Origin of the sequence: Rhizobium sp. C104, assembly GCF_022354505.1 — a bacterium.
Classification (GTDB): Bacteria; Pseudomonadota; Alphaproteobacteria; order Rhizobiales; family Rhizobiaceae; genus Rhizobium; species Rhizobium redzepovicii.
Window position 1 is genome coordinate 2,255,281 of record NZ_CP092348.1, and the last position, 24,638, is coordinate 2,279,918.

At 61.7% G+C, this 24,638-nt stretch carries 30 protein-coding genes; 16 read left to right on the forward strand and 14 right to left on the reverse strand.

The annotated features are described in order from the left end of the window. Positions 1-24: 24 nt before the first annotated feature. From MF410_RS12300 to MF410_RS12315, 4 genes are all read right to left on the reverse strand, one after another. Entirely contained in the window at positions 25-585 is a 561-nt protein-coding gene (locus tag MF410_RS12300) for a TetR/AcrR family transcriptional regulator (RefSeq protein ID WP_097627774.1), read from the reverse strand. A 28-nt stretch (positions 586-613) separates the two neighbouring features. Beyond that, a complete protein-coding gene (locus MF410_RS12305; RefSeq protein WP_003587706.1) occupies positions 614-1,075 on the reverse strand; it encodes a nuclear transport factor 2 family protein in 462 nt (153 codons plus the stop codon). Positions 1,076-1,158: 83 nt separating this feature from the next. Further along, positions 1,159-2,112, reverse strand: a complete 954-nt coding sequence (locus tag MF410_RS12310) for a pyridoxamine 5'-phosphate oxidase family protein (protein ID WP_097627737.1) — start codon at positions 2,110-2,112, stop codon at positions 1,159-1,161. Positions 2,113-2,172: 60 nt separating this feature from the next. Next, entirely contained in the window at positions 2,173-2,784 is a 612-nt protein-coding gene (locus MF410_RS12315) for a glutathione S-transferase family protein (RefSeq protein ID WP_097627735.1), read from the reverse strand. A 141-nt stretch (positions 2,785-2,925) separates the two neighbouring features. Here MF410_RS12315 and MF410_RS12320 point away from each other — a divergent pair, with 141 nt between their 5' ends. Beyond that, positions 2,926-3,852 (forward strand): LysR family transcriptional regulator, encoded by a 927-nt coding sequence (locus MF410_RS12320; protein WP_097627733.1) that lies wholly within the window; start codon positions 2,926-2,928, stop codon positions 3,850-3,852. Here MF410_RS12320 and MF410_RS12325 read toward each other — a convergent pair. Both MF410_RS12325 and MF410_RS12330 read right to left on the reverse strand, forming a co-directional pair. Then, the gene (locus MF410_RS12325) at positions 3,822-4,190 is read right to left on the reverse strand and encodes a DUF983 domain-containing protein (protein ID WP_097627773.1); all 369 of its coding nucleotides are present in this window, start codon (positions 4,188-4,190) and stop codon (positions 3,822-3,824) included. The two genes, MF410_RS12320 and MF410_RS12325, sit on opposite strands and share 31 nt — an antisense overlap. A 173-nt stretch (positions 4,191-4,363) precedes the next feature. Further along, positions 4,364-5,767, reverse strand: coding sequence for a PLP-dependent aminotransferase family protein (locus MF410_RS12330; protein WP_097627731.1), 1,404 nt, complete (start codon positions 5,765-5,767; stop codon positions 4,364-4,366). A gap of 241 nt (positions 5,768-6,008) precedes the next feature. Here MF410_RS12330 and MF410_RS12335 point away from each other — a divergent pair, with 241 nt between their 5' ends. After that, the gene (locus tag MF410_RS12335; RefSeq protein ID WP_097627729.1) at positions 6,009-6,914 is read left to right on the forward strand and encodes a S1C family serine protease; all 906 of its coding nucleotides are present in this window, start codon (positions 6,009-6,011) and stop codon (positions 6,912-6,914) included. 42 nt (positions 6,915-6,956) lie between these two features. Here MF410_RS12335 and MF410_RS12340 read toward each other — a convergent pair whose 3' ends face one another. Then, on the reverse strand, positions 6,957-7,844 hold the full coding sequence (locus tag MF410_RS12340; RefSeq protein WP_097627727.1) for a LysR family transcriptional regulator: 888 nt from the start codon (positions 7,842-7,844) through the stop codon (positions 6,957-6,959). Positions 7,845-7,946: 102 nt separating this feature from the next. Here MF410_RS12340 and MF410_RS12345 point away from each other — a divergent pair, with 102 nt between their 5' ends. Continuing rightward, a complete protein-coding gene (locus tag MF410_RS12345; protein ID WP_097627772.1) occupies positions 7,947-8,564 on the forward strand; it encodes an NAD(P)-binding domain-containing protein in 618 nt (205 codons plus the stop codon). Between the two features lie 276 nt (positions 8,565-8,840). Here MF410_RS12345 and MF410_RS12350 read toward each other — a convergent pair whose 3' ends face one another. The 4 genes from MF410_RS12350 to MF410_RS12365 form a co-directional block, all read right to left on the reverse strand. Further along, positions 8,841-9,026: a hypothetical protein gene (locus MF410_RS12350; RefSeq protein ID WP_239620401.1), complete on the reverse strand. Its 186-nt coding sequence runs from the start codon at positions 9,024-9,026 to the stop codon at positions 8,841-8,843. 58 nt (positions 9,027-9,084) lie between these two features. Then, positions 9,085-9,477, reverse strand: coding sequence for a hypothetical protein (locus MF410_RS12355; protein WP_097627723.1), 393 nt, complete (start codon positions 9,475-9,477; stop codon positions 9,085-9,087). A 66-nt stretch (positions 9,478-9,543) separates the two neighbouring features. Continuing rightward, entirely contained in the window at positions 9,544-11,178 is a 1,635-nt protein-coding gene (gene groL, locus MF410_RS12360) for a chaperonin GroEL (RefSeq protein WP_097627721.1), read from the reverse strand. 49 nt (positions 11,179-11,227) lie between these two features. After that, positions 11,228-11,545: a co-chaperone GroES gene (locus MF410_RS12365; protein WP_097627719.1), complete on the reverse strand. Its 318-nt coding sequence runs from the start codon at positions 11,543-11,545 to the stop codon at positions 11,228-11,230. Positions 11,546-12,056: 511 nt separating this feature from the next. On the opposite strand from MF410_RS12365, the gene MF410_RS12370 reads away from it, so the two are divergent. The 6 genes from MF410_RS12370 (at position 12,057) to MF410_RS12390 (ending at position 14,692) form a co-directional block, all read left to right on the forward strand. Next, positions 12,057-12,320 carry a hypothetical protein gene (locus MF410_RS12370; protein WP_097627771.1) on the forward strand — a complete coding sequence of 88 codons (264 nt, stop codon included), beginning with the start codon at positions 12,057-12,059 and terminating at the stop codon, positions 12,318-12,320. Continuing rightward, on the forward strand, positions 12,317-12,652 hold the full coding sequence (locus MF410_RS12375) for a hypothetical protein (protein ID WP_097627717.1): 336 nt from the start codon (positions 12,317-12,319) through the stop codon (positions 12,650-12,652). The genes MF410_RS12370 and MF410_RS12375 overlap by 4 nt, the downstream gene beginning before the upstream one ends. Further along, the gene (locus tag MF410_RS36765; protein ID WP_097627716.1) at positions 12,649-12,945 is read left to right on the forward strand and encodes a hypothetical protein; all 297 of its coding nucleotides are present in this window, start codon (positions 12,649-12,651) and stop codon (positions 12,943-12,945) included. The genes MF410_RS12375 and MF410_RS36765 overlap by 4 nt, the downstream gene beginning before the upstream one ends. Next, the gene (locus MF410_RS12380; RefSeq protein ID WP_097627714.1) at positions 12,936-13,211 is read left to right on the forward strand and encodes a DUF1488 domain-containing protein; all 276 of its coding nucleotides are present in this window, start codon (positions 12,936-12,938) and stop codon (positions 13,209-13,211) included. Before MF410_RS36765 ends, MF410_RS12380 begins: the two co-directional genes overlap by 10 nt. A 27-nt stretch (positions 13,212-13,238) precedes the next feature. Beyond that, entirely contained in the window at positions 13,239-14,081 is an 843-nt protein-coding gene (locus MF410_RS12385; RefSeq protein WP_097627712.1) for a transglutaminase family protein, read from the forward strand. Positions 14,082-14,311: 230 nt separating this feature from the next. After that, a complete protein-coding gene (locus MF410_RS12390) occupies positions 14,312-14,692 on the forward strand; it encodes a VOC family protein (protein WP_097627710.1) in 381 nt (126 codons plus the stop codon). A 62-nt stretch (positions 14,693-14,754) separates the two neighbouring features. Here MF410_RS12390 and MF410_RS12395 read toward each other — a convergent pair whose 3' ends face one another. Beyond that, the gene (locus MF410_RS12395) at positions 14,755-15,717 is read right to left on the reverse strand and encodes a LysR family transcriptional regulator (RefSeq protein ID WP_097627770.1); all 963 of its coding nucleotides are present in this window, start codon (positions 15,715-15,717) and stop codon (positions 14,755-14,757) included. 123 nt (positions 15,718-15,840) lie between these two features. Between MF410_RS12395 and MF410_RS12400 the strand changes: the two genes are divergently transcribed. The 5 genes from MF410_RS12400 (at position 15,841) to MF410_RS12420 (ending at position 19,999) form a co-directional block, all read left to right on the forward strand. After that, complete coding sequence (locus MF410_RS12400; protein WP_097627708.1) at positions 15,841-17,241, forward strand: MFS transporter; 1,401 nt, start codon at positions 15,841-15,843, stop codon at positions 17,239-17,241. Positions 17,242-17,415: 174 nt separating this feature from the next. Further along, entirely contained in the window at positions 17,416-17,712 is a 297-nt protein-coding gene (locus MF410_RS12405) for a hypothetical protein (RefSeq protein ID WP_097627706.1), read from the forward strand. A 48-nt stretch (positions 17,713-17,760) separates the two neighbouring features. Next, complete coding sequence (locus MF410_RS12410) at positions 17,761-18,096, forward strand: hypothetical protein (RefSeq protein WP_097627769.1); 336 nt, start codon at positions 17,761-17,763, stop codon at positions 18,094-18,096. A 371-nt stretch (positions 18,097-18,467) separates the two neighbouring features. Then, entirely contained in the window at positions 18,468-18,611 is a 144-nt protein-coding gene (locus MF410_RS12415; RefSeq protein ID WP_003587729.1) for a hypothetical protein, read from the forward strand. Between the two features lie 404 nt (positions 18,612-19,015). After that, on the forward strand, positions 19,016-19,999 hold the full coding sequence (locus MF410_RS12420) for a fatty acid desaturase (RefSeq protein ID WP_239619792.1): 984 nt from the start codon (positions 19,016-19,018) through the stop codon (positions 19,997-19,999). Between the two features lie 93 nt (positions 20,000-20,092). On the opposite strand, the gene MF410_RS12425 is transcribed toward MF410_RS12420, so the two are convergent. After that, positions 20,093-21,007, reverse strand: a complete 915-nt coding sequence (locus MF410_RS12425) for an SDR family oxidoreductase (RefSeq protein ID WP_097627702.1) — start codon at positions 21,005-21,007, stop codon at positions 20,093-20,095. A gap of 90 nt (positions 21,008-21,097) precedes the next feature. Between MF410_RS12425 and MF410_RS12430 the strand changes: the two genes are divergently transcribed. Beyond that, positions 21,098-21,658, forward strand: a complete 561-nt coding sequence (locus MF410_RS12430) for a TetR family transcriptional regulator (RefSeq protein WP_097627700.1) — start codon at positions 21,098-21,100, stop codon at positions 21,656-21,658. Positions 21,659-21,663: 5 nt separating this feature from the next. On the opposite strand, the gene MF410_RS12435 is transcribed toward MF410_RS12430, so the two are convergent. Beyond that, complete coding sequence (locus MF410_RS12435) at positions 21,664-22,146, reverse strand: YcgN family cysteine cluster protein (RefSeq protein ID WP_012557045.1); 483 nt, start codon at positions 22,144-22,146, stop codon at positions 21,664-21,666. A 195-nt stretch (positions 22,147-22,341) separates the two neighbouring features. Here MF410_RS12435 and MF410_RS12440 point away from each other — a divergent pair, with 195 nt between their 5' ends. Then, the gene (locus tag MF410_RS12440) at positions 22,342-24,528 is read left to right on the forward strand and encodes a PBP1A family penicillin-binding protein (protein ID WP_239619793.1); all 2,187 of its coding nucleotides are present in this window, start codon (positions 22,342-22,344) and stop codon (positions 24,526-24,528) included. Positions 24,529-24,638: the final 110 nt, after the last annotated feature.

Sequence of the window (24,638 nt, forward strand, 5' to 3'; positions counted from 1 at the left end):
GCGGCGCGGATGTAAGGCCAGCCCTCATCGCGTCGCAGCCTCAAACCGCTTCGCCAGCGTTTCCAGCGAGCGGATAAAGATCCTTTCGTCTCCCAGCGCCCGCGCCAACACCAGCGCGCCTTGAATGCCGGCGACGCCCTCCTCGGCGAGCGCTTGCGCCTCGTCGTCAGAATAGCCTGCCCGGCTCAACGCCGAACGCACGGCGCCGATCCAGCGGATGAAATAGTCGCCGATCGCCGCCGAAAACCGTTCCCTCGTGTCGTCAAGGGCGAAGGCGCCGACGAGGCAGATGCGGCGGCCGGATCTGAAGTAATCATTCACATTGACCCACATCGCCGCGATCGCCTGACGGGCGTCATCCTGTCTCAGCGGCCGATAGATCGCCTGCTCGAACCAGGCGTCGATTTCGGCAAGCACGGCGTTAGCCATCTCCTCCTTGCCGCCGGGAAAGAAGTGGTAAAGGCTCCCCTTGCCGAGGCCGGTGCGTTCGGTGATGCGGCTGAGAGACGTCCCCTCATAGCCGAGTTCGCGGAAGATTTCCGCCAGCAGCGGCACGATGTCGGCGCGTTCGTAGACGGTCTTCACCGGCGGAGTTTCCTTGGCCTCGCTTGCGTCAAAGGCCAAGCTCGGTCAGGCCGGGATGATCGTCCGGCCGCCGGCCGAGTGGCCAGTGGTACTTGCGCTCCGATTCTCGGATCGGCAGGTCGTTGATGCAGGCGAAGCGGCGCTGCATCAGGCCGGCGGCATCGAATTCCCAGTTCTCATTGCCATAGGAGCGGAACCAGTTGCCGCTGTCATCGTGCCATTCATAGGCGAAGCGCACGGCGATGCGATCGTCGGTGAAGGCCCAGATCTCCTTGATCAGCCGGTAATCCAACTCCTTCGCCCATTTGCGGGTGAGAAAGGCAACGATCTCGGCGCGGCCGTTGACGAATTCGGCGCGGTTCCGCCAGCGGCTGTCCGGCGTGTAAACGAGCGAGACGCGCTCGGGATCGCGGCTGTTCCAGCCGTCCTCAGCAAGGCGGACTTTCCGGGTGGCGGTCTCAAGGGTGAAAGGCGGGACGAGGCTGGACATAGGCGCTCCTGTACTGAACGGCAATGATTGTACCGATTGGTACAATGATATGCAAGACGGCCGGGGCAGCGTTTTGCAGCTCCTCACCCGCGGGCGCGCCGTAGCAGATCGGCGCTCTCCTTCTTCCATCGTAGCGGCAAGGCATCCGGGCGCAGCACGATCTGTTCCGGCGTGAACCGCCACAGCCGTTCCGCCCGTTCAATGCTGGCGACTTCGGGCGAATCCAGCAGCACCTCGACCTTTCCCGCCAGTTGCAGCATGTCGCCGGTTTCAAAATCGACGAAGACCAGCCCGGCCTTCGGGTTGACCAGAAAATTGCCGAGGGTGTTGAAGAACCGATTGCCGGAAAAATCGGGAACGGTCAGCACCCCATCGGCACCGACATGTACGAAGCCGACGTCGCCGCCGCGATGGGAAACGTCAACCTGCCGCTCGCCATTGTCGCGATCGACATAGGAGGCGACGAAGAAGGTATCGGCGCCCTCGATCATCCCGCGCATGCGATGGTCGAGTTGACCGGGATGCAGCGGCACCACCTCTGTCGGCCTATCGGGATCGCGGACAAAGACGGAAGAGCGAGGCTGGATATATTGCGGGCAATTGCCGAAGCTCTGGCCGACGCGCAGGCGGAAGGCTTCGGCATCCGTTCGGCGAATGACGCCGTTCAGCCGGTTGCGCCGCCGGGTCTCGAGCTGGATGCCGAGCATGGCGATCGCGTCGCCATCCTCCATGCCGGCATCGACCGGATCGGCCGGATCGCGCGGCAGGTCGACATCGAGGCTCTCCGGATCCGGAGAGGACATGAAACCCGGTCGCGCAGCCCGCACCGTTGCCCAGACATCGCCTTTGGCATCGACAGCGCCGAGCACTATGAAGGGCAGCATCGGAAAAAATGCGCGGTGCTGTTCGGGCATCGCCTTGCGGACGAAATTCCGGCCGGGTCCATCCATGCGTTCGACGACCCCGACGCTGCGCTGCATGGCGAGTTCGCCCCGATGCCAGGGTGACGTCGCGTCGTCTCTTGTCTGCTCCAGCATGACGGCCTCCTTGCGGGCATAATTTGGGAAACCGGGACGGTGATCCGTCCCGGCGCAGTCTCACGCGGCAAGGCCGATCTTCGTCTTGCGAAAGCCGACGAAACCGGGCAGCGCCTCGATGCGGGCAAGCCAAGCGCGAACGCTTGGATAGGCCGAGATGTCGACATTGCCTTCTGGCGCATTGGCGATGTAGCTGTAGAGCGCGACGTCGGCGATGACAGGATTGTCGCCAAGCAGGAAAGTGCGGGCGGCGAGCTCTGCCTCGATCAGCGCCAGAATGCGATGCGCCCGGGCGATCACTTCATCGGTGCGGAAATCGGCGCCGAAAACGGTCACCAGGCGGGCGGCGCACGGTCCATAGGCGATCTCACCCGCAGCAACCGAGAGCCATTTCTGTATTCGCGCCGCGGCCAATGCCTGTTCCGGCAACCAGTCGGTGCGGCCATATTTGCGCGCGAGATAGACGAGGATGGCAGAGGAGTCGGCAATGACCGCTCCATCGTCGTCGAGGACCGGCACCTGGCCAAAGGGATTGAGCTTCAGAAATTCGGGCGCCTTGTGGGCGCCCGCCGCCAAGTCGACCTCGACCAACTCATAGGGCACGCCAAGCAGCGACAGAAAAAGGTGAACCCGGTGCGAATGGCCGGAAAGCGGGTGGTGGTAGAGTTTCATGATGGTTTCCTTTGGTCTTCCCCATCGACGGGGATTGAGGATGGCCGCCTGCGAACCATCTGCGGGGAATGTATTGCCTTCCATTTGATTGCAGTAGAATGCTAATATGGAAGGCATATTCCCATTTTTCGGAAGGATAAAATGGACCGCCTCGACGCCATGACCGTGCTTCTCGCCGTTGTTGAACAGGGCAGCCTATCCGCCGCCGCCCGGCATTTGCGGTCGCCGCTCGCCACCGTCAGCCGCAAAATTTCCGAGCTGGAAGCCCATCTGAACGCCCAGTTGCTGCAGAGAAGCAACCGGAAGATCACGCTAACGGAGGCCGGCCGCTCCTATGTGGAGGCGGCGCGGGAAATTCTCGATCGGGTGGAAGAGGCGGAACGGACGGCGGCGGGCGAATACAGCGTGCCGAAGGGCGAGTTGACGATGACCGCACCGATCGTCTTCGGGCGGCTGCATGTCCTGCCCGTGGTGGTGGACTTCCTCAAAGCCTATCCCGATATCAATCTGCGGCTGATGCTTGGCGACCGGCTGTCGAACCTCGTCGAGGATCACATCGATGTGGCGCTCCGGATCGGCAACCTGCCAGACAGCAACCTGATCGCCACTAGGCTCGGCGCGATGCGCCGGACGGTCTATGCCAGCCCGGATTATCTCGCACGGCAGGTCACACCTCGGCATCCGGGCGATCTCGCCGCGCATCACTGCATCACCTTCGACGGCATGGCCTCGACGCTGAACTGGACATTCACGGAGGGAAAACGCGATCTTACCGTGCCGATCCGCTCACGGCTTGCCGTCAACACCGCCGAGGCTGCGGTCGATGCGGCGGTCGCCGGCCTCGGGATCACCCGGGTCCTGTCCTATCAAGCCGCACGCGCTGAGACGGCCGGCCTGCTTACGCCACTGCTTGCCGATTTCGAACCGCCGCCGGCACCGGTGCATCTCGTCTATCCCGCGCAGGGATTGGTGCCCCTGAAATTGCGGGCGCTCATCGATTTCGCCACGCCGCGCCTGCGCGCCACGCTCAACAGATCTCAGGCTAGTTTACCCTCTTCCGCCTTGTAGAAATACTGGCTGGCGACCAGCCAGCCCTTCAGCGGCCGCAATGGCGGAATGCAGGTGGCGAGCATGAAGGGGCCGGTGACCAGAAGCTGCACCCAGATCGGCGCGGCAAACGCCACCTCCAGCCAGACGCCGAGCAGCACGCTCGGGATGCAGGCAAAGCAGATGACGAAAAAAGCCGGACCATCGGCCGGATCAGCAAAGGAATAATCGAGGCCGCAAGCCTCGCATTCCGGCTGCAGCGTCAGGAAGCCGTTGAACATATGGCCCTGGCCGCAGCGCGGGCAGCGCCCCCTGATGCCGGTCTGCAGCGGAGGAAGCGGGGGATATTCGGTTTCCATGACGATCACACCTTGTTCTGCGCCGGCATCAAGCCAATCAATGCCGATAAATGTATGCATTCAATATAAATACATTTTTCGGACATTGCCAGTCAACTCGTCAGAATGTCGCAGAGTTCCGCAGGCCGGGCCGACCGCGTTTGTCTGAAGGGCTTAGCTGCGGCGTTTGCGGCTCAGAAGAACGAAGCCGCCATTTCCGGCGGCCCCTCCAACGCATGGGCCATGAAATCCAGTGCGCCTTGCAGCTTCTCCCGGCTGATCGGGCCGCCGAGGCAGACACGCACGGCCTCGGGCGCGGCGCCCTCGACCGTAAAGGCGTCGCTTGCCACGACGCCGATGCCGGCGGAGCGCATGTGGCTGCCGAAGGTGGAGCGGGTCCAGCCGTTGGAGAGCGGCAGCCAGATGTTGAAACTGAGCGGATCGGCGCGGTAGCTGCCTTCAGGCAGGAGGGCGGCGACCATCTGCTGACGGGCGGCGGCTTCCGTGCGGATGAAGCGCAGGATCGCATCGGCCGTGCTGTCTTCGATCCAGCGGGTGGCGAGCGCCAAGGTCAGCGGCGAGGCCATGACATTGTTGGCGCGCATGGCGCTGACGAAGGGCCACACGGCCTTGCTATCAGGCGCCACGACATAGGCAAGACGCAGGCCGGCACCGATGCATTTCGCCAGCCCGCCGATATGCCAGGTGAGATCTGGCGCCGTTGCCGCAAGCGGCGACGGACCTTCCAGCGGAATGAAGCCGTAGGCATCGTCTTCGACGATCGGCACGTGATATTTGCGGGCAACCGTAGCGATTTCTTCGCGGCGCCTAGCGGGGATGGTCAGCGTCGTCGGGTTTTGCAGCGTCGGATTGAGATAAAGCGCCTTCGGCTGCGACCGCTCGCAGGCTCTCGCAAAGGCGTCCGGCAGGATGCCGTCCTCGTCCATCGGCAGGCCGGTCAGATTGAGCCGCAGCTGGGCGGCGATCGAGCGCATGCCGGGATAGGTGATGATTTCCGAGAGCACGGTCTCGCCCGGTTTTGCCAGCAGGCCGAAGATCGCCAACAGGGCCGGATGGGCGCCAGGCGTGACGAAGATGCGCTCCTGCGAGGGCACCAGCCCGCGACGGCTGAGCCAGGAGGCAGCAGCCTCCTTGTCCATGCCGGAGCCGCCGAAACCCTGGTAGCGCAGGAGCGGAATGAGGTTCGCCGTCACCGCCGACATGCCCTCGCGCATGCGGGCGATCAGCTCGGGATCATCCGGTTCCGGCGGCATGTTCATCGAGAAATCGACGATGGAGGCGCGGCGAGGATCGGGCGCGGCGTCGGGCGCGAATCCCTGGCGCTCCTTGTCCGCGCCACCGGTGACGAAGGTGCCTCGGCCGACATGCGAATCGACAAGCCCGCGCTTCTGCGCCTCGACATACCCTCTCGCCACCGTGGTGAAATCGACATTCAGCCGCTTGGCGAGTTCGCGTTGCGGCGGCAGCCGGTCGCCGGCCACAAGGTGGCCGCTGCGCAGATCCATTTCGATCACATCGGCGATCGCCATATAACGCGGGCTGCTGCTTCGCCCGAGATCGGGATGCCAGTCTTTCATGTCGTCATCCGTGCAGCTTGAGTCTTGATGGGATTGACTGTATATTGTTGCACGATGACGCTGTCACGAAAAATGTCGTATGCAAGACTTCGGTACGGCGATGAATGGCGTGGCGCAGTCCCCAGGGGTTGGAAATTCCATCGGCCATAGCCTTGCCTCCGCCCGCCCATCTTCTTACCTATTCAAGACAGAGTGCGCGAGATTTCGGCCTTTCGCGCCGGCGCTCTGTCAGGATGAAAGCATGAATATCGATCCAATTTTGCGGTCACTCGTGGCCGTTCGTTCTTCCATCCCGGAAGATGCCTTCACAGCAGAGACGCTGGGCACTGTCCGGGAGGGCAGTGGCGTGGTCATTCGCGACAATGGGCTGGTGCTGACCATCGGTTATCTCATCACCGAGGCCGAAGAGGTCTGGCTGACCACCAATGACGGGCGTGTCGTTCCCGCTCATGCACTTGCTTACGATCAGGAAACCGGCTTCGGCCTGGTGCAGGCTCTCGGGGCTCTCAATGCGCCGGCGGTGGATCTCGGCGACGCGGCAAACGCCAAGGCCGGCGATGCCGTCGTGCTTGCCGACGGCATCGGAGAATTCGTCGAGGCAAACATCGTCGCCCGGCAGGAATTCGCCGGCTACTGGGAATATCTGCTTGATGAGGCGATTTTCACGGCGCCGGCACATCCCTCATGGGGCGGTGCGGCGCTGATCGGTTCGGACGGCAAGCTTCTAGGCATCGGTTCGCTTCGCCTGCAAATGAGCCAGGGCGACGAGGTCGCCGATATCAACATGATCGTGCCGATCGACCTTTTGACTCCGATCCTCGACGATCTGTTGAACCGCGGAAGCGTCAACAAACCGCCGCGGCCCTGGCTCGGCGCATTCTCCGCCGAGAGCAATGGCGGCGTGGTGGTGATGAGCGTTGCCGAAGGCGGCCCGGCCGCCCAGGCGGGCCTGCGGCAAGGCGATATCATCTCGGAGATCCGCGACGAAGAGGTCGATGGCCTGGCCGATTTCTACCGCAAGGTCTGGAGCAGCGGCCCGGCCGGCGCCGAGATTCCGATGCGGATTCTCAGGAACGGCCGGGAAGCCTGGCTGCGCATCAAGTCCGCCGACCGCAACAATTTCCTCAAGAAGCCGCAGCTGCAGTAGGTCGCCGACCGCCGCCAAATGCGCTTTCCGCTTGCGCGAATTCTACCGGCGGAGATCTCCGGTGATCCAGCCGATCGCGGCCTTCACCCGTCGCGGCACGAATTGCCGCGACGGGTGAACCGCATGGATCGGCAGGCTGTATTTTTCCCAATCGGCAAGCACTTCGGTCAGCCGCCCGGCGGCGATGTCTTCCTCTACCAGGACCAGCGGCGCATAGACGAGGCCGGCGTCTTCCACCGCGGCAACGCGCATGGCTTCGCCATTGTCGATACCGATATTGCTGTTGATCTTTGCCGCCAGTACCCGTCCATTTTGATCTTCGAAATGCCATTGATCGCGCGGGACGAGGTTGAGGCTTAGGATGCAGCGGTGCTCTTGCAACTGCTCGGGATGGGTCGGGGTGCCGTTCTTGCCGAGATAACCTGGAGAGGCGCAGCAGACGAAGCGATAGGTGCCGATCCTTCTTGCGATCAACGAAGATGGCCGCAGATGCGCCACTCGAATGGCAAGGTCATAGCCTTCGGCGATCAGATCGACGTTCCGGTCGGTCAGATTAAGCTCCAGACTGACCGCGGCATGCTGATTGGCAAAGCGAGCAATGGACGATGCCAAGCGCTTCACGCCGAGCGTCGTCGGTCCGCTGATGCGGAGGTGGCCGGATATTTCATGGTTGTCGGGGCCGGCAATATCGTTCAGCTGCTCCAACTCATCGATGACCCTGCTTGCTCTCTCCAGAAATCTCAGGCCGATCTCGGTGAGCCTCTGGGTTCGCGTGGTGCGCTCGATCAGCTTGACACCATAATCTGTTTCCAAAGCCTGAATGCGCCGGCCCACCATGGCGGGCGAAAGGTTGAGCCTGGCGGCAGCTTTGGCGAAACTGCCAGCCGTCGCCACGGCTACAAAGGTCTTCAAATTGGTGAGATCTGTCATTCGATACTTTTATGCAATTATATTCCGCCATTCAATGCCATTTATGATGTGATCGCGGTCGGATATATCGACGTCATTCAACTCGATGAAGGAACCGACCATATGAAAACCGCTATTATCGGAACTGGAAACATGGGTGCCGGCTTGGCGCGTCGCCTGGCAGGCAAGCGCGAGCTCATCCTCGCATCGCGCAATGAGGCCGCGGCAAAGTCGCTTTCCGAGGAGATCGGCGCGACGAGCGCATCGATCTCTTCCGCCGTGGCCGAAGCCGATGTTCTGGTCGTCGCGCTGCCTTATGCCGCGGCGCTCGAATTTGCCGAAACCGCAGCATTGCAGGGCAAGATCGTCATCGACATTACCAATCCGCTCAAGCCTGATTTCTCCGGCCTGCTGTTCGGTCACGACACATCTGCAGCCGAAGAAATCCAGCACAGGGCCAAAGGCGCCAAGGTCGTGAAGGCCTTCAATACCATCTTTGCCGAGCTGTTTGCGGCTTCCCCAAAGCACAGCTCCACGATACCGGTCTTCCTGGCCGGGGACGACAATGCTGTCGAAACCGCCGCAGCGCTGGTGAAGGATGCCGACTTTGCTGTCGAGAAAACCGGCTCGCTCGATGCCGCTCGCCTGCTCGAACCCTTGGGGATGCTGAATATCCGCCTTGGTTACGGCCTGGGCCGCGGTACCGGGATCGCCCCGAAATGGGTCGCCATCGACGGCTGAGATCACGGCTGGTCTCCGCCCATGCGGGGCCAGTCATTCCTGCTTCCTGATTGAACGGCTGACCGAGTCGCTGAAAGGATCGCCTAAATCATTGAGCTGCCAAACCATATCGGCTAGACCCGTTCCTGACGTGAGACGGCGGTTGAAAGATGGTGGCGTCGTTCGAAGCCTGGGCAAACCTCTGTCGTCTGATTGGCTTCGCCATCGACAAACAGCGCGGCCTCGCCGCGGAAGATCGCGCCCTCTCCAGGCTGCGCCGGCGGCCTCTTTAGATCGTCAATGCACTGAGATAAGCGGATCGCCATCTGCCGCCTCCCGCGACGCGCGAGGACGCGTGCTGTCGTTGGCGACCTTCCTGTGCCCGTCGGCTGCAGCCTCGCGGATTTTCTGGAAGCGGTTGTCGCCAGCGTCTTCTGCGGCTGGCTGCGGGTCGCTCTTTTTTTGAAACGGATCATCGATCATTCCTGCGTCAACAGAGGGAGCGCCCCGCACAGGTGGCGGAGCGCTCTCGAAAACAGTGTCAGGCGGCAAGCGTGGTGGCGCAGGCTTGAACACTCCGACTGTCGGGTGAGGTCTGCCCAGGCATGGTGGCCCAGCCGCCGGCCTCAACGAACTGACGCTGCTTGTAGCCGTCGGTGATCGCCTTGAACTCGGTAAGCTTGGCGGCCGCATCCGGCGCTGCTTTGAACCGCTCGACGCAAATGGCCGACGCTAGATCTCCGCGTGCAACGTCGCCGGCGGCGGCTGCCGCTTTGCTTGACGTGCCGCCTGTTACCCAACCGCCCCAGCTGAAGCCGATAATCATCGTGGCGATCGCCGTGACGACGCAGGCCCAGACGAGAAGCGTCTTGGATGGCTGGTAACTGTCGAAACGCTGGGTGATCGATGTTTTACTGCTGCTCTGCACGGACATTGGAATTCTCCCTGTCTGTTGTTCAAGTTGCGCCGTCCGACGACGCCGGACCGGTTCAGGCTGTTCTCAGTATCCCATATCGCCCATGCCGCCATTTCCGGCTGCAGGGGCGGAGTCTCTTGCGGGAATGTCGGCGATCATCACCTCGGCGGTGATCAGCAGCGCCGCAATCGAACCGGCGTCCTGCAGAGCAGTGCGCACGACCTTGGCAGGATCGACGATGCCGGCCTCGATCATATCGACATAGGTCTCCGTTTGGGCGTCGAAGCCCTGATTGTCATTATTACTGCCCGCGAGTTTGCCGACGACGATTGAGCCCTCGAACCCGGCATTGTCGGCGATCTGTCGGATCGGGGCTTCGAGCGCCCTGAGCACGATCGAGATGCCCGCCGTCACGTCGGCGTTCTCCCCGGTCAGGCCCGTCAGGGCCGACTTGGCGCGCAACAATGCCACGCCACCGCCGGGCACGATGCCCTCTTCGACCGCCGCACGGGTGGCGTTCAGCGCATCGTCGATGCGGTCCTTCTTTTCCTTGACCTCCGTCTCGGTCGCGCCGCCGACGCGGATGACCGCGACGCCGCCGGCGAGTTTCGCCAGGCGCTCCTGCAGCTTTTCCCTGTCGTAATCGGAAGTGGTCTCCTCGATCTGCGCCTTGATCTGCTGGATACGCGCATGGATGGCCGCTTTCTCGCCGGAGCCGTCGATGATCGTGGTGCTGTCTTTCTCGATCAGCACGCGCTTGGCGTGGCCGAGCATATCGAGCGTGACGTTGTCGAGCTTGATGCCGAGATCCTCGGAAATCATCTGGCCCGCCGTGAGCACGGCAATGTCTTCCAGCATTGCCTTACGGCGATCACCGAAACCCGGCGCCTTGACGGCTGCGACCTTCAGGCCGCCGCGCAGCTTGTTGACGACAAGCGTCGCCAGCGCTTCACCCTCGACGTCCTCCGAGATGAGGAGCAGCGGTTTGCCGGTCTGTACGACCGCTTCCAGGATCGGCAACATCGCCTGCAGGCTGCCGAGTTTCTTCTCGTGAATGAGGATATAGGGATCCTCCAGTTCCACGCGCATCTTCTCGGCATTGGTGACGAAATATGGCGAGAGATAGCCGCGGTCGAACTGCATACCCTCGACGACATCGAGTTCGGTCTCGGCGGTTCGTGCCTCTTCGACCGTTATGACGCCCTCATTGCCGACCTTGTCCATCGCCTTGGCGATCATCTCGCCGATGGCGGCGTCGCCATTGGCGGCAATGGTGCCGACCTGGGCGATCTCGCCTGACGACTTGACCTTCATCGCCCGCGCCTTGATTTCCTTGACGACGGCGATAACGCCGAGATCGATGCCGCGCCTCAGATCCATCGGGTTCATCCCGGCAGCGACGAGCTTTGCGCCTTCGCGGAAAATGGAGGCGGCGAGAACAGTTGCCGTCGTCGTGCCGTCGCCGGCAAGATCATTGGTCTTCGAAGCCACCTCGCGCACCATTTGCGCGCCCATGTTCTCGAACTTGTCGGCGAGCTCGATCTCCTTGGCGACGCTAACGCCGTCTTTGGTGATGCGCGGTGCGCCATAGGCCTTGTCGATGACGACGTTGCGGCCCTTCGGGCCAAGCGTCACCTTGACGGCGTTGTTGAGCAATTCGACGCCGCGCAGCAGGCGGTCGCGCGCGTCGGTGGAGAACCTGATTTCCTTGGCAGACATGATATTTCTTCCCAGTTCGGTCTTGAGATGCTGGTCACAAATTCGACGCTCAGGCGGCTTTGTCGGCAGCCGCTTCGGTCTTTTCGACGATGCCCATGATGTCGGTCTCCTTCATGATCAGAAGGGTTTCGCCATCGATCGTGACCTCTGTCCCCGACCATTTTCCAAACAGGATGAGATCACCGACCTTGACATCAAGCGGGACCAGATTGCCGCTTTTGTCGCGGAGACCCGGGCCGACTGCGACCACTTCGCCTTGCTGGGGCTTCTCCTTGGCGGTGTCTGGAATGATGATCCCGCCCTTGGATTTGACATCGCCTTCCGCACGTCGGATGACGACGCGGTCGTGAAGTGAACGGAATTTCATAGAGGTCTTTCTGCTGCCGGCGCGTAGGGCGGCTGCAACTCATAAATAGCACTCGTGGCACTCGATTGATAGGAGTGCCAAGAAATATTATTCACGCAGGAATTTTTTTGAGATATTCAGGAAATCAATCCGACCGAGTATTTTGTAATAATCGGGAAGTGAATAGAATTTTTTGCGCCATCGCGTCCGATTTTATTTGAATGAACAAAGAGTTAATTTGGCGTTTTTCATAGATAAATCAGATTTTATCTTGATTTAAACGCAATCGAGGCGCAATGATAGGTCTCGTCGATTTAGCCGACCTGGCTTCGCGGTGTCAGAGACCTACGACCCGCCATCACCACTGAATTCTCGACAGCGATCCATAACGTCGTTCCGGCGTTGAGTTCGCCTGTTCCGATCCGGAATGAGCTTGGCGCTGACCGCGGATGTACCGGCAGCCTCGAGTTCGTCCGGTTCGGATCTCAATGATACAGGAAACATATCGGTGTATCCTGCGGAGGCCCGAGCCGTGACAAGTCGCACCACACAAACCGTCGTCCGCTTTTCATCCCCATTCCGCCTGCCCGGTTTCGACAGAGCGCAGCCAGCCGGAGAATACCGCGTCGATTATGACGAGGAATTGATCGATGGCGTCTCCAGGCTTGCCTGGCGACGGGTCGGCGCCTTCATCCACCTGCCGGCGATAGCCGCCCAGAGTTCGACGCAGCAAATGATGCCTATCCACTTGTCAGATCTCGAAACCGTGCTCGAAAAGGACCAAAAACCGTCATGACCGCTACGCGCATCCCGCAACGCAATGGACGCTCCATCCGGCGTGAGGCAGCAACACATATCTTCACGGTGGGGCAGACCGTCCGGGTGAAGGACGGGTTCTTCGTCGTTCCCTCCAAGCTCCCCGAAACATACCGTGTTACCGCCACGCTGCCTCTCAGAGGAAATGTGCTGCAATACCGCATCCGCAGTGACGATGAACGTCATGAGCGGGTCGTGACGGAAGATAGCCTGGAATCGGTAAACCTATCGCCCGCCGGCAGCGGCGCAACACTGATCGAGAGGACGTTTGGCCAAGGCCGCGGCCCGAATGACGAAAGGTTGACATCGTGAACAGCCATGGAGACGAAGCCGAACGAAGACGGAATGCCTTTGCCGTCCACACATGGGAAGCGCCCGGCCGCTACTCCATGGAGACCAAACACGACGGCCGGATCGAATCCGCCCGTTCGTGGACCGTCTATCGTGTTTCTGCAAGCGTTCCCGTGCACGCCGGCCATACGGAAGCCGGGGAAGACATGATGTCCTTCAATCTCCTCAACATAGGATATCGGAAGGAATGGCTCAGGCTGTCGGGCACCGCTCGGAGTGCTCGGAAGAGCCCGCCGGTCCAACCATGGCGCTAGCTTTTCTGAACCTAAGCCGTAGCTTCGATCCGGCGAGAAATGCTGTGCGCTTCGTGGGCCATGACGGCATGTTCCAGGTGTTGTTCTTCATCGAGGTTGGCGCGCTGGCGAAATCCGACGCCGCATTGCAAAGAACCGAGCCTTCGGTAACGAGGTGGCTATCCTCCTTCGACGCCCTGCGCAACTCCATTCAGGAGGTGGCGCACAAAGCCTACTCCTACCGCCGCCGCGCCTTTTATACTCTAACTGCGGCGGATTTCCGCTAGACGGATCCGGACGCGCGAGAACGCTCCATGTTGATCCGTTACGGCTATGAAATGACGCTGACCTGCCCGCAGCCGACCGCATTGGTATGTCTGTTGTCGGTGCATGAGGATCGTGCGGCCGACATCAGGGTTCCGGAAACGGTATTCACCACGCCCAATGTTCCCACTTCGACTTATCGCGACCTCTTCGGCAACCGCTGCCTTCGGCTGGTCGCCCCGACGGGCGACCTGACCATATGGGGCGATGCGACGATCGAAGACGACGGCAAACCGGACAGGTCGCTGCCAGGCGCCAGGGAACTCCCGGTTTCGGAGTTGCCAGACGATTGCCTCGTCTACCTGATGGGCAGCCGCTATTGCGAAACGGATCGTCTCAGTCAGATTGCGTGGGATATATTCGGCACCGTCGCACCCGGCTGGAGCCGCGTTCAGGCGATCTGCGACTTCGTTCACGGCCATATCCAATTCGACTACATGCAGGCGCGATCGACGCGGACAGCCTTCGAGGCGTTCCACGAACGCGTCGGCGTCTGTCGCGACTTTGCGCATCTGGCGGTGGCGTTGTGCCGTTGCCTCAACATTCCTGCCCGATATATCAATGGTCATCTCGGCGACATCGGCATTCCCGTCGTTGATCCAATGGACTTCAGCGCCTGGATCGAGGTCTTCCTTGACGGTGCATGGCATGCATTCGATCCGCGCAACAACACACCGCGGATCGGTCGCATCGTCGTCGCCCGCGGGCGCGACGCTGCCGACATACCGCTCATCAATTCCTTCGGACCGCATGTGCTGAAGGCGTTTCGAGTCTGGACCTATGAGATGACGGACCTGCAGCAGATGCAAAGCGTCTCCGAGGGCGCTGTTTAGAACGGATGCGGCAGCAGCCTCACCGCCCCCGAGCCGGACTCTGCCCTCCCCAAAACCACGTGACAGCGGCTGGGCTGAATCACCGGCCATGAATGAGCAGGCAAGCTGCGATGACGATGCAAGCCCATTCGTTGACTCGGGACGGCGGTTGAAAGATGTTGGCATCGTGCCATCTTGGGGATGAGCAATCCTTCGGGGATTGGCGAAAAAGGGAGGGAGTTTTGCGGCCCATGTTCGATCATGTCTCCATCGGCGTCAAAGACCTCGAAAGAGCCCGCCATTTCTATGATGCGGCGCTGGCGCCGCTCGGATATGAGCGCCTGTCCAATTCCGACACCATGATCGGCTATGGCCCGGAACGGGTCGGGCTCTGGGTGATGCAGGTCGAGCAGCCGGTTCTTGCCGATCTGCGATCCGGGCTGCATTTCTGCTTCGTCGCGCCTGATGAAGCCGCCGTCGATGCCTTTCACGCGGCAGCGGTCGCCTCCGGCGGCACTGATAATGGCGAACCCGGCATTCGGCCGGATTACGGGCAGTTCTATTATGCAGCCTTTATCATCGACCCGGACGGCTACCGTCTCGAAGCCTATTTCCATAAAGGCGAACTGTAATAGGCGCTAGCTCTGACGCAATTCCGGGCGGAAAATCGCTTCATACTTTTCCTGGAATTGCTCTACGCCGCAGCTCTCGATATCGAGACGCGGCAGCCGGAGGCGACGAGCGCCTCGCCGGCGACGTCGAGGAACAGGCGGCGGAACCAGCGCGCCCGGCCATCGGCCTGGTCGACGCGGCGATAGAGCATGGTTACCGGATCGGCCGGCAGCGAAAGCGGCGGCGCTGAGATCGTCAGTCCGTGCAATTGCGCCATGCAGCGTCCGATCGATTCCGGCACGATTGATATGGCCGGCATCGCCCGCAACGCCGTTGGCAGGGCGGAAAAGCGCGGCACCGTTGCCACCACACGCCTGACATGGCCGGTGCGGCTCAGCGCGGTGTCGATGCTGGTCGAGGCGTTGCCCTCGAACGAGACAGTGACATGGGCGACATCGGCGAAATCCTCAAGGCTCAGTGGCGCCTTCAGCTTGAGTTGAGCCTCATCGTAAATGCAGATCGATGCCTGATTGAACAGCGGCGCTCGGATGTGCCAGGAGGCTGGTTCGTCATGCACGGATACGCTGAAATCGAAGCCCCCCTCGTCCAGCCGGCGGGCGGCATCGCGCTTTTCGGAAGCGATGCCGATCAGCCGGGCGCCGGGTGAAAGCTGCAGCAGTCGGGCGGCAAGCGGGCCAAAAAAGGCCGATTCGAGATTGTCGCACATGCCGATGCGGAACTCGCCCTGCCAGCTTCCCGGATCGAAGTCGGCCTGCGGGCGAATAGCGCGCTCGATGCCCGAGAGCGCATCCTCGATTGCCGGAGCAATGGAAAGGGCGCGGGGCGTCGGCTGCAGGCCGCGACCGACACGCACGAACAGTTCGTCATCAAGTGTCTCGCGCAGCCGTCGCAAAGCGGCCGACAGGCCCGGCTGGCCGAGCAGCAACCGTTCGGCGGCGCGGCTGACATTGCGCTCCTGCATCAGCACCGAAAAGGCCAGCAGAAGGTTCAGGTCGATTTTGCGAAGCGTGGCATCATTCATCATCATGAGTAATACCTGGCATGGCTACTATCAATTTGCAATGAGGTAGGAAGATGTACATTTTTCCGTTCCCTGCCGTCCGCGCAACCTCCCTCGACGAGGCGGCAGCAAAAAAGGAACGTATCGATGACACTTTCCAAATCGAAAAGCGGAGCGGGGCTGGCATTGCTGCTGCTCTGCGCCGCCAATTTTCTCGACGCCATGGACGTCTCCACCATCGGTGTCGCGCTGCCCGCCATCCAGGCTGAACTGGGCATGGAAGCGACGTCGCTGCAATGGGCCGTCAGCGCTTATGTGCTCGGCTATGGCGGCTTTCTGCTGCTCGGCGGCCGGGTCGCCGACGTCTTCGGCCACCGCCGCGTCTTCCTCTGGTCGCTGGCGATTTTTGCCGCCGCCAGCATCGCCGGCGGCTTCGTCGACAGCGGCCCGACTCTGATCGCCGCCCGATTGATCAAGGGCATTGCGGCGGCCTTCACCGCGCCGGCAGCGCTTGCGCTGCTGCTCTCCGTCTTTGGCGAAGGAACTGCACGGGCAAAGGCGCTCGGCGTCTTCGCCTCGACCGGCGCGACAGGGTTCGTGCTCGGCATGGTGCTCGGCGGTGCTGCGACCATCTTCAGCTGGCGGACAACGCTGGTCATGGGTGCGCCGGTCGCCATCCTGACGCTCTTTCTTGCGCCGCTGGCGCTGCCGGCAGACCCGAAAAGGACGGGGCCGCGGCCCGCTTTCGACTGGACCGGCGCGCTGACGATCACCCCCGGGCTGCTGCTCTTCGTCTTCGGCATCACCAATGCCGCGGCCGCCGGCTGGCAGGCTTTTGCGACCTGGGGCTCGCTGCTGGCATCGCTGGCGCTGATCCTGCTCTTCCTCGCAGTCGAAGCGCGCCACCCCGATCCAATGGTGCCGCTCGGCATGTTCCGCCGGGCGAAACTTCGGCACGCCAATGCGATTGCCGCCCTCTTCCAGGGCGCCTATGTCGGCTTCCAGTTCCTGGCGACGCTCTATTACCAAAACGTCCTCGGCTGGTCGGCCTTCACCACCGGCTTCTGCTTTGCGCTTGGCGGCGTCTTCGTGATGTTCCTGGCGCCCCGTTTTGCAAGCCTTGCACAAAATCGCGGCGCTACCAGGCTGATGGCGGCAGGTGTCGGCCTGCAGGCCTTCAGCTACGTCTTCTGGGTGACCGCACTCGGGCATGTCGACGCGATCCTGCTCGTGCTGTTTTCGCAGATCCCGCTCGGCCTCGGTTATGCACTGACCTACCCTTCGGTGCAGGTCGCAGCCCTTTCTGACGTCGAGGATGACAAATCGGGGCTCGCTTCCGGACTGCTCTTCGCCTCCTTCCAGATCGGCGGCGGCATTGTGCTCGCAGCCGCTTCGGCAGTATTCGGCGCCGCACCGCATTTCGGCTGGGATCCTTATGTCGCCGGTATCGCCTTCGTGGCGCTGCTTGCGGTCGCGATCACCCTGCTTGCCGCCGCCGGTCCGCGGACATCGGCCGCCCGGACTTCGGCCTATCAGGCCGCGGAATGACCGTTGCGCCCGCACCCTGACCGGTGCGGGCGCTTCATAAGATAAAGCGAATATTAGCAACAGAATCCCATTGCCTTGCCTCGGCGAAAGGCGCATGGTCTCGCCTTCGGCAGCCATTGTACGGGCGCTGCCGACTGAGGGTTTCATCCCCTCGCCCCGACGAAAGGAGGGCCTATGTCTTCCACTTCCGAAAAGCCGCATCTGACCTCGTCCGATCTCGACATGCTTCAAGGCGTGCTCGACGACGCCGGCTACGACGCCAGAATCCTGATCGATGACCAACGCGTGTTCAACGTCGCGGCCGTGTTGCTGATCAGGCTGTTCCAGGAGGGCGTCACCTCGCCGGCCATGCTCTCAAAGGCTCTCGAATACCATTTCGGCAAGCCGAAGGAACCGCCAAAACCGATCACCCCCATCTTCAACCGATATGCGATACAGGGATTGCCGCGCGAAAGACGGGCCGCTGGCTGATGCGCTGCGCATCTTTCAGATTCGCCAAAGGAGCCAATCACTTTGAAGCTGCGGAAAACCCTGTGTCTCTGTATCGGCGTCGCAGTGGCGGGTTATCTTGGATGGGTACAGTTCGGCGCTTATCAGCAACGGCAGCATGCCAAGGATCTTGCTGCGATTGACAGGGAGCGCCGGGTGGCGCTCCTCGAAGCGGACGGCTGCCAGGCAAGGGTGGACCTGCTTCTCACGATGACCGACCGCCTGCTCAAGGCCGGAGGGATGCGGGTCCCGTTCGACATCGGGCGGGATATAGATCTTTGCCTGGCGCGCGGCATCATGTCGGCATCCGGGCGAGCGGAAATGGAAAGAACCAAACTGATCCGCCTGTTTCCCATCAATGATTAAGCCCCTCTGAAAATATGGCTTTGTTGCGGCAACGGCCTTAATGGCACCGCAATTTCATTGTAAGAGAAGGGCTCGCTGATTTGGCCGATGCGGCATCTGCGGTGACCGGAATCCGGCCCGCCATTTTCCCGATCGCGAAAACATGGTGACGTCCCGCCTCAACGTCGGGTTTGGCTTTTGGTGACCTCTGAGGTCATCCGCCTCCAGACTTCGATGCGGTTTCAGCAGGCATCATTTCATTCAATTCCTGCGGCCCGGCGTTGTCGGGTCGTCCTCACGACGATCCCGCGATCTCCGGTCGCGGTCGACAAGCGGGCGAACACCGCGCAGGCTACGGCTTTTCAGTTTTCGATCAAACGGGAGATTTATTCATGGCAAAAGGACAGGTTAGAAGCAATCGTGAGGTCCGGAAGCCGAAGAAGGACAAGCAGGCGGCGAAGGTGGAAAGCACGTTCGCCAATCAGATGAAGACGGCGACCACGACCGCCCCGCATGGCAGTGCTCCAAAGAAATAAAAGATCTTATCGAGCCCCCCCTCTTCGCAGAGATAGCGCAATTCACGATCGATTTGCGCATAAGAATCATGTGTCAACTGAAGTGATTGCGCGTCCGGTCGGCCACGCTACGCTCCTGCGTGACATTATCACCCATTGACATGTTTCCACAAAAACAGGAAGTGCTGCAGCCATGGTCTCTCTTCACACAATGTACCGTTTCGACTATCCGCTCTTTCTCATTCGCTCGGCTGTAGTGATCGCACTCGGCCTTTCGAGTATCGCGGCCTTTCATGGCGCTATTCTGTGATCCAATCCGCGCGCCGCAACGAGATTAAGGAAATCCAAGTGGTCCCTTTGGGCGAACCCGCCGCAAACTCGGAGTCTTCCGGGGGCACAACGCGCTTTTCGCTGAGAAGCGCTGGTTGAAGATTCTTGCCGGATACCGTCAGCCGAGAGCCGGTCGAAGCGCTTTTGAGCTTGCCGTCACGGTCGTCCCGTTCGCTCTGTTCTGGGCTGCCGCATGGGCCGCGGTTCATTACAGCTTCTGGCCCGGCCTCATCCTCGTCGTTCCCGCCGCCGCTTTCCTGTTACGGCTGTTCATGATCCAACACGATTGCGGCCATGGCTCGTTTTTCGCACGCCGCGGCGTCGACGACTGGGTTGGGCGAACGATCGGCATCCTGACGCTGACGCCATACGACTATTGGCGCCGGGCACACGCGGAGCACCACGCCTCGGCAGGGAACCTGGACGAACGCGGCGTCGGCGACATCGAAACGCTGACGATCGCCGAATACAATGCGCTGTCGCGCTGGGGCCGGCTTGGTTACCGGCTGTACCGGCACCCGGCCGTGATGTTCGGAATCGGGCCGGCATGGCTGTTCATCTTCAAGCAGCGCCTGCCCTTCGGCATGATGCGCTCCGGCGCCTTGCCCTGGGTCTCCACAATGGCGACCAATCTTGCCATCGCGGCGGTCGCGGCACTGCTGATCTGGGCCGTCGGGATCGTCCCCTTCCTGCTGGTGCATCTGCCGACCGTGCTTCTGGCCGGTGCTGCCGGTGTCTGGCTGTTTTATGTCCAGCACCAGTTTGAGGAAACGCATTGGTCGAAGGAGCCGGACTGGCAGTTCCAGCATGCAGCTCTTCACGGCGCTTCGCATTACGACCTGCCGCCGGTGCTGCGCTGGATCACCGGCAATATCGGCATCCACCATGTCCATCATCTGTCGAGCCGGGTGCCCTATTACCGGCTGCCGGAGGTGCTGCGAGACCATCCTGAGCTTGCCGACCTCGGCCGCATCACGCTCATGGAAAGCCTGCGCTGCGTCAAGCTGGTGCTGTGGGACGAACAGACGAAACGGCTGGTGTCGTTTCGCGATGCGGCGCGGCTCGCAGCCGCGCAGTAAGCAGAGGCCTCAGAGCGCGTCGCCCCGATCTGATTGATGCGGCGCGCTTCGCCCTTTGTTTGGGCTGTGCCACCCCGCCCCCAGCGACGCGCTTTAGCGGTATCCCGTCACATCCGCCGGTTTGCCCGGCTCCTGCACTTCCACCATGTAGCGCCAGCAATCCGGCCGCGAACCGTCGATGTCATCGAACCCGTAGACCTTGGCAAGCCCACCGCTCGACAGCGACTGGCCGTTCCAGCGGGCGCGGTCGGGATCGGCGGCAATCGCAGCGACGGCGCGGCCGACGAAGTGCGGGGTTTCGGAAATGGCGAAGTGCGGCTGCACCTTGGTTGCCTCGCGCCAATTGTCTTCGTTGACACCATAGGCATCCAGCATCATTTCGGAGCGCAGCCAGCCGGGCGTGATCGAAACGGCCGTGGCGCCATGTTTTACCAGATCCTGCGCATGCGCCCAGGCCATGCGGGTGACGCCGGTTTTGACGAGGTCGTAGAAGGGCGACAGCCGATAATGGGTGGCATTGTAGTCGGCCGTGCCGTCGGTCACCTCGACAAGCAGCCCGCCCGGTCGCTCGATCAACAGCGGCAGCGCATAATGGGCGGTGATCAGATGCGTCTCGATGCCGAGCCGCAGCAGGCGCAGGCCCTTGTCCAGCGAATGCTCCCAGACGGCCTTATCCCATTCGAACAGTTTTTCGCCGCCCCAGATGTCGTTGACGAGAATATCGAGCCGGCCGGCCTCTGCCCGGATGCGGGCGACCAGCGCCTCGACCTCAGCCTCGACGAGATGGTCTACCCTCACGGCAATACCCCTCCCGCCCGCAGCCGTGACACGTTCGGCCGTTTCCTCGATCGTTTCTGGCCTGGCATATTCGGATTGCTGCGCGCGCGTCGAGCGCCCCGTCACATAGACGGTGGCGCCGGCAGCGCCGAGTTCCACTGCAATGCCGCGGCCAGCGCCCCGCGTTGCACCCGCCACCAAAGCCACTTTCTCCCGCAAGTCCGTTGTCACTTCTCCATCCTCCACGTTAGAAAAGAAAAAACTGACATTGCATATAAACGAATGTTCGTTCATAAATAAGGCGGATACGCGAGGAAATTCATGCCGCGCCGCCGTACGCTTTCCGATGAACAGCTTCTCGCCATGGTTTTGGCGCTGATCCATGCCGAGGGGCCGGATGCGGCGACCTTTGCGGCGGTGGCCAAAGTCAGCGGCCTTTCCGGTTCGACGCTGGTGCAGCGTTTTACCACGAAGGCGGCGATGCTGCGCGCAGCGCTGCTATACGCCTGGGACAGGCTGGATGCGGAAACGGCAAGGCTTGCAGGCAGCGTGGCGATCACACCGGACGGCGCCGTTGCGCTGCTTGTCGGACTGTCGCAGGATTACGGCGACAATGCCGCCGCCTATGGCGAGGGACTGCGGGTGCTGCGCGAGGACTTCCGCGATCCGGTGTTGCGCGCCCGGGGGGCTGCCTGGGGAACGGCGCTGACCGCGGCGATCGCACGCTGTTTCGCATCGGCAGGCGCGCCGGAGACCATCGCTCGGCTGATGCTGTCGCAATGGCAGGGCTCGCTCACCTGGTGGGGCTTTGGCGCGGAAGGGCCGGTGGACAAATATGTGGAGGTGGAATTGCGCCGCTTCCTCGCAGCGGTAAAAAGCTGAGCCGCTTACGCCTCTTCCTCTTCCTCGTCCTTCTCTTCACCCACAGTCAGCGGCCAGTCGACGACGTAGTCTTCGAGGTCGTCGATATCGATCTCGTTTTCGTTGATCGTGCGGCCGCGCGCGGAAATGCCGGCGGCATGAACGGTTTCCGGATCGCCGGAGATTAGCGGGTGCCACCAGTAGAGATCACGGCCTTCATTGACCAGCCGGTAGCCGCAGGTCGGCGGCAGCCAGGCGATATCGGGCACATTCTCCTTGGTCAGCTGCACGCAATCCGGAACGAAATCCCAGCGGTTCTCATAGCTAGAGCAGCGACAGCTTTCGCCGTCGAGCAGCTTGCAGCTGACCGAGGTGAAATAGATATCGCCGCTATCCCATTCCTCGATTTTGTTGAGGCAACAGAGACCGCAGCCGTCGCAGAGGCTTTCCCATTCGGCGACGGTCATTTCGGCAAGCGTCTTGCGCTTCCAGAAGGGCAGATCGTTCATCGTCATTTCTTGCAACAGCGGCCCGCAAATTGACGTGACCGCCATCTATCTCTCTTGTTATCAGCCGCAAAATCAATCAATTCTTCAGCATGCTCCTGGTATCGGAGGGCTTTGCGGCCATATGGCGGCCTCGCGCTTTCGTCGCTTTCCGACGGCCGGAGATAAGCGAAGCGCGATCAGGCGGGAATACAGGACGTGCAGGATCCGGACAACCCCGAAAGAGGTCCCGAAGCGGGACCCGAAGAAACGGCGAATAACGCGGCGGACAAGCGGCCGGCGAAGAGCCGCCACATCCTGCTGCGCATCGATTCGTGGATCGACTCAACCGTCTGGAACGCCGGCTTCCGCGCCGCCGAGATCTGGGAAGACATCACCATCTTTTTTCGCCGCTTCCGCGTGCGCGGCTGGAAGCGCATGGTCTTCGAATTGGCCGGCGAAGGGCTGACGCTCGGGGCGGCCGGCTCGGTGCTGATGCTGCTGCTTGCCCAGCCGGCCTTCGAGGCGACCAAGGAGGACTGGCGCAACCGCGGCGATTTCGCCGTCACCTTTACTGATCGTTACGGCAACGTCATCGGCCATCGCGGCGTCATTCACCAGAACTCCGTGCCGATCGACGAGCTGCCGGATTCCCTGATCAAGTCGGTGCTCGCTACCGAAGACCGGCGCTTCTTCGACCATTTCGGCATCGACGTGATCGGCCTCTTCCGCGCCATGGTGACTAACGCCCAGGCGGGCGAAGTCGTGCAGGGCGGCTCGACGCTGACCCAGCAGCTCGCCAAGAACCTGTTTCTCTCCAACGAGCGTTCGATCGACCGCAAGATCACCGAAGCGTTCCTCGCCTTGTGGCTCGAGTCGAACCTTTCCAAGAAGGAAATCCTCTCTACCTACCTCGACCGCGCCTATATGGGCGGCGGCACCTTTGGCGCAGCCGCGGCGGCGCAGTTCTATTTCGGCAAGAATATCACCGATGTGAACCTTGCCGAATCCGCCATGCTGGCCGGCCTGTTCAAGGCGCCGGCCAAATATGCGCCGCATGTGAATCTGCCGGCGGCACGTGCGCGCGCAAATGAGGTGCTGACCAACCTCGTGCAGAGCGGGCTGATGACCGAGGGACAGGTGATCGCCGCCCGGCGCAATCCGGCAACCGTCGTCGACCGCAACGAGGTAGAATCGCCCGACTTTTTCCTCGATTGGGCTTTCGACGAGGTGCAGCGGCTGTCGCCGCGCTTCCACCAGCATTCGCTGATCGTGCGCACGACAATCGACATGGGTATCCAGCAGGCGGCTGAGGAATCGGTCGAAACGTCGCTGCGCGAATATGGCGAGGCCTATCACGCCAAGCAGGGTGCCATGGTGATGATCGAGAACGGCGGCGCGGTACGCGCCATGGTCGGCGGGCGGGACTACGGCGAAAGCCAGTTCAACCGCGCCACCAGGGCGCTGCGCCAGCCGGGATCCTCCTTCAAGGTCTATACCTATTCGGTGGCCATGGAGAGCGGGATGACGCCGCAGACGACGATCGTCGACGCACCGATCTCTTGGGGCAATTGGAGCCCGCACAATTATGCGAACCACTATGCTGGCCGCATAACCCTTGAGACGGCGATCGCCCAATCGATCAACACGGTGCCGGTGCGGCTTGCCAAGGAGAAGCTCGGCATTCAGCCGATCCGGGCCATGGCGAAGAACCTCGGCGTCGAAACGCCGATCCGTGACGACGTCACCATCCCGATCGGCACGTCCGAGGTGACGGTGCTCGATCAGGCGACGGCCTATGCCACCTTCCCGGCCGGCGGCTATCAGTCGCGCCGCCACGGCATCACCCAGGTTCTCGATTACGACGGCGACGTGCTCTATGATTTCGACCGCGACGAGCCGGCGCCCAAACGCGTACTCTCGGAACAGGCCGATGCCTATATGAACCAGATGTTGTCGCGCGTTCCCTATGTCGGCACGGCGCGCAAGGCAGCCCTTGACAACGGCATCGTGACAGCTGGCAAGACCGGCACGACCCAGGCCTACCGCGACGCCTGGTTCGTGGGTTTCACCGGCAACTACACCTGCGCCGTCTGGTTCGGCAATGACGACTATACCTCGACCAACAACATGACCGGCGGCTCGCTGCCGGCGATGACCTTCAAGCGCGCCATGGACTACGCCCATCAGGGTGTGACGCTGCGCGCCATTCCCGGCATCGAAAATCCCTTGCCCTCGGAAAAGGATCTCGCCAAGACCGTCGCCGCCAAGCCGCAGGACGGATTGCCGCAGCTCATCCGGCCGCGCATGCTCTCGGTGCCATCGACGAATATTCTCAAAGCCCTCGGCGCAAAGCTGAAAAATGCCGCCCCGCTCGTGCCGGCGAAGGTGGCGAGCGCCGAATAGACGCCGCGTGGATGCGACGAACGATTTCCGGGAGATCTGCGAGAGCGTGGCCCCTCATCCGGCTAGGTGAGGGCAAATCATAGGCGCGCACGCCCGCACCTCTGGATAGA

Coding starts and splice junctions, on each gene's coding strand:
- MF410_RS12345 (WP_097627772.1), top strand. CDS start 7,947: ATGAAAACCGCTATTATCGGAACTGGAAACATGGGTGCCGGCTTGGCG.
- MF410_RS12405 (WP_097627706.1), top strand. CDS start 17,416: ATGTCTTCCACTTCCGAAAAGCCGCATCTGACCTCGTCCGATCTCGAC.
- MF410_RS12375 (WP_097627717.1), top strand. CDS start 12,317: ATGACCGCTACGCGCATCCCGCAACGCAATGGACGCTCCATCCGGCGT.
- MF410_RS12435 (WP_012557045.1), bottom strand. CDS start 22,146: ATGAACGATCTGCCCTTCTGGAAGCGCAAGACGCTTGCCGAAATGACC.
- MF410_RS12350 (WP_239620401.1), bottom strand. CDS start 9,026: ATGATCGATGATCCGTTTCAAAAAAAGAGCGACCCGCAGCCAGCCGCA.
- MF410_RS12355 (WP_097627723.1), bottom strand. CDS start 9,477: ATGTCCGTGCAGAGCAGCAGTAAAACATCGATCACCCAGCGTTTCGAC.
- MF410_RS12365 (WP_097627719.1), bottom strand. CDS start 11,545: ATGAAATTCCGTTCACTTCACGACCGCGTCGTCATCCGACGTGCGGAA.
- MF410_RS12395 (WP_097627770.1), bottom strand. CDS start 15,717: ATGATGAATGATGCCACGCTTCGCAAAATCGACCTGAACCTTCTGCTG.
- MF410_RS12340 (WP_097627727.1), bottom strand. CDS start 7,844: ATGACAGATCTCACCAATTTGAAGACCTTTGTAGCCGTGGCGACGGCT.
- MF410_RS12325 (WP_097627773.1), bottom strand. CDS start 4,190: ATGGAAACCGAATATCCCCCGCTTCCTCCGCTGCAGACCGGCATCAGG.
- MF410_RS12305 (WP_003587706.1), bottom strand. CDS start 1,075: ATGTCCAGCCTCGTCCCGCCTTTCACCCTTGAGACCGCCACCCGGAAA.
- MF410_RS12430 (WP_097627700.1), top strand. CDS start 21,098: ATGCCGCGCCGCCGTACGCTTTCCGATGAACAGCTTCTCGCCATGGTT.
- MF410_RS12380 (WP_097627714.1), top strand. CDS start 12,936: ATGGCGCTAGCTTTTCTGAACCTAAGCCGTAGCTTCGATCCGGCGAGA.
- MF410_RS12415 (WP_003587729.1), top strand. CDS start 18,468: ATGGCAAAAGGACAGGTTAGAAGCAATCGTGAGGTCCGGAAGCCGAAG.
- MF410_RS12335 (WP_097627729.1), top strand. CDS start 6,009: ATGAATATCGATCCAATTTTGCGGTCACTCGTGGCCGTTCGTTCTTCC.
- MF410_RS12385 (WP_097627712.1), top strand. CDS start 13,239: ATGTTGATCCGTTACGGCTATGAAATGACGCTGACCTGCCCGCAGCCG.
- MF410_RS12315 (WP_097627735.1), bottom strand. CDS start 2,784: ATGAAACTCTACCACCACCCGCTTTCCGGCCATTCGCACCGGGTTCAC.
- MF410_RS12400 (WP_097627708.1), top strand. CDS start 15,841: ATGACACTTTCCAAATCGAAAAGCGGAGCGGGGCTGGCATTGCTGCTG.
- MF410_RS12320 (WP_097627733.1), top strand. CDS start 2,926: ATGGACCGCCTCGACGCCATGACCGTGCTTCTCGCCGTTGTTGAACAG.
- MF410_RS12390 (WP_097627710.1), top strand. CDS start 14,312: ATGTTCGATCATGTCTCCATCGGCGTCAAAGACCTCGAAAGAGCCCGC.
- MF410_RS12330 (WP_097627731.1), bottom strand. CDS start 5,767: ATGAAAGACTGGCATCCCGATCTCGGGCGAAGCAGCAGCCCGCGTTAT.
- MF410_RS12310 (WP_097627737.1), bottom strand. CDS start 2,112: ATGCTGGAGCAGACAAGAGACGACGCGACGTCACCCTGGCATCGGGGC.
- groL (WP_097627721.1), bottom strand. CDS start 11,178: ATGTCTGCCAAGGAAATCAGGTTCTCCACCGACGCGCGCGACCGCCTG.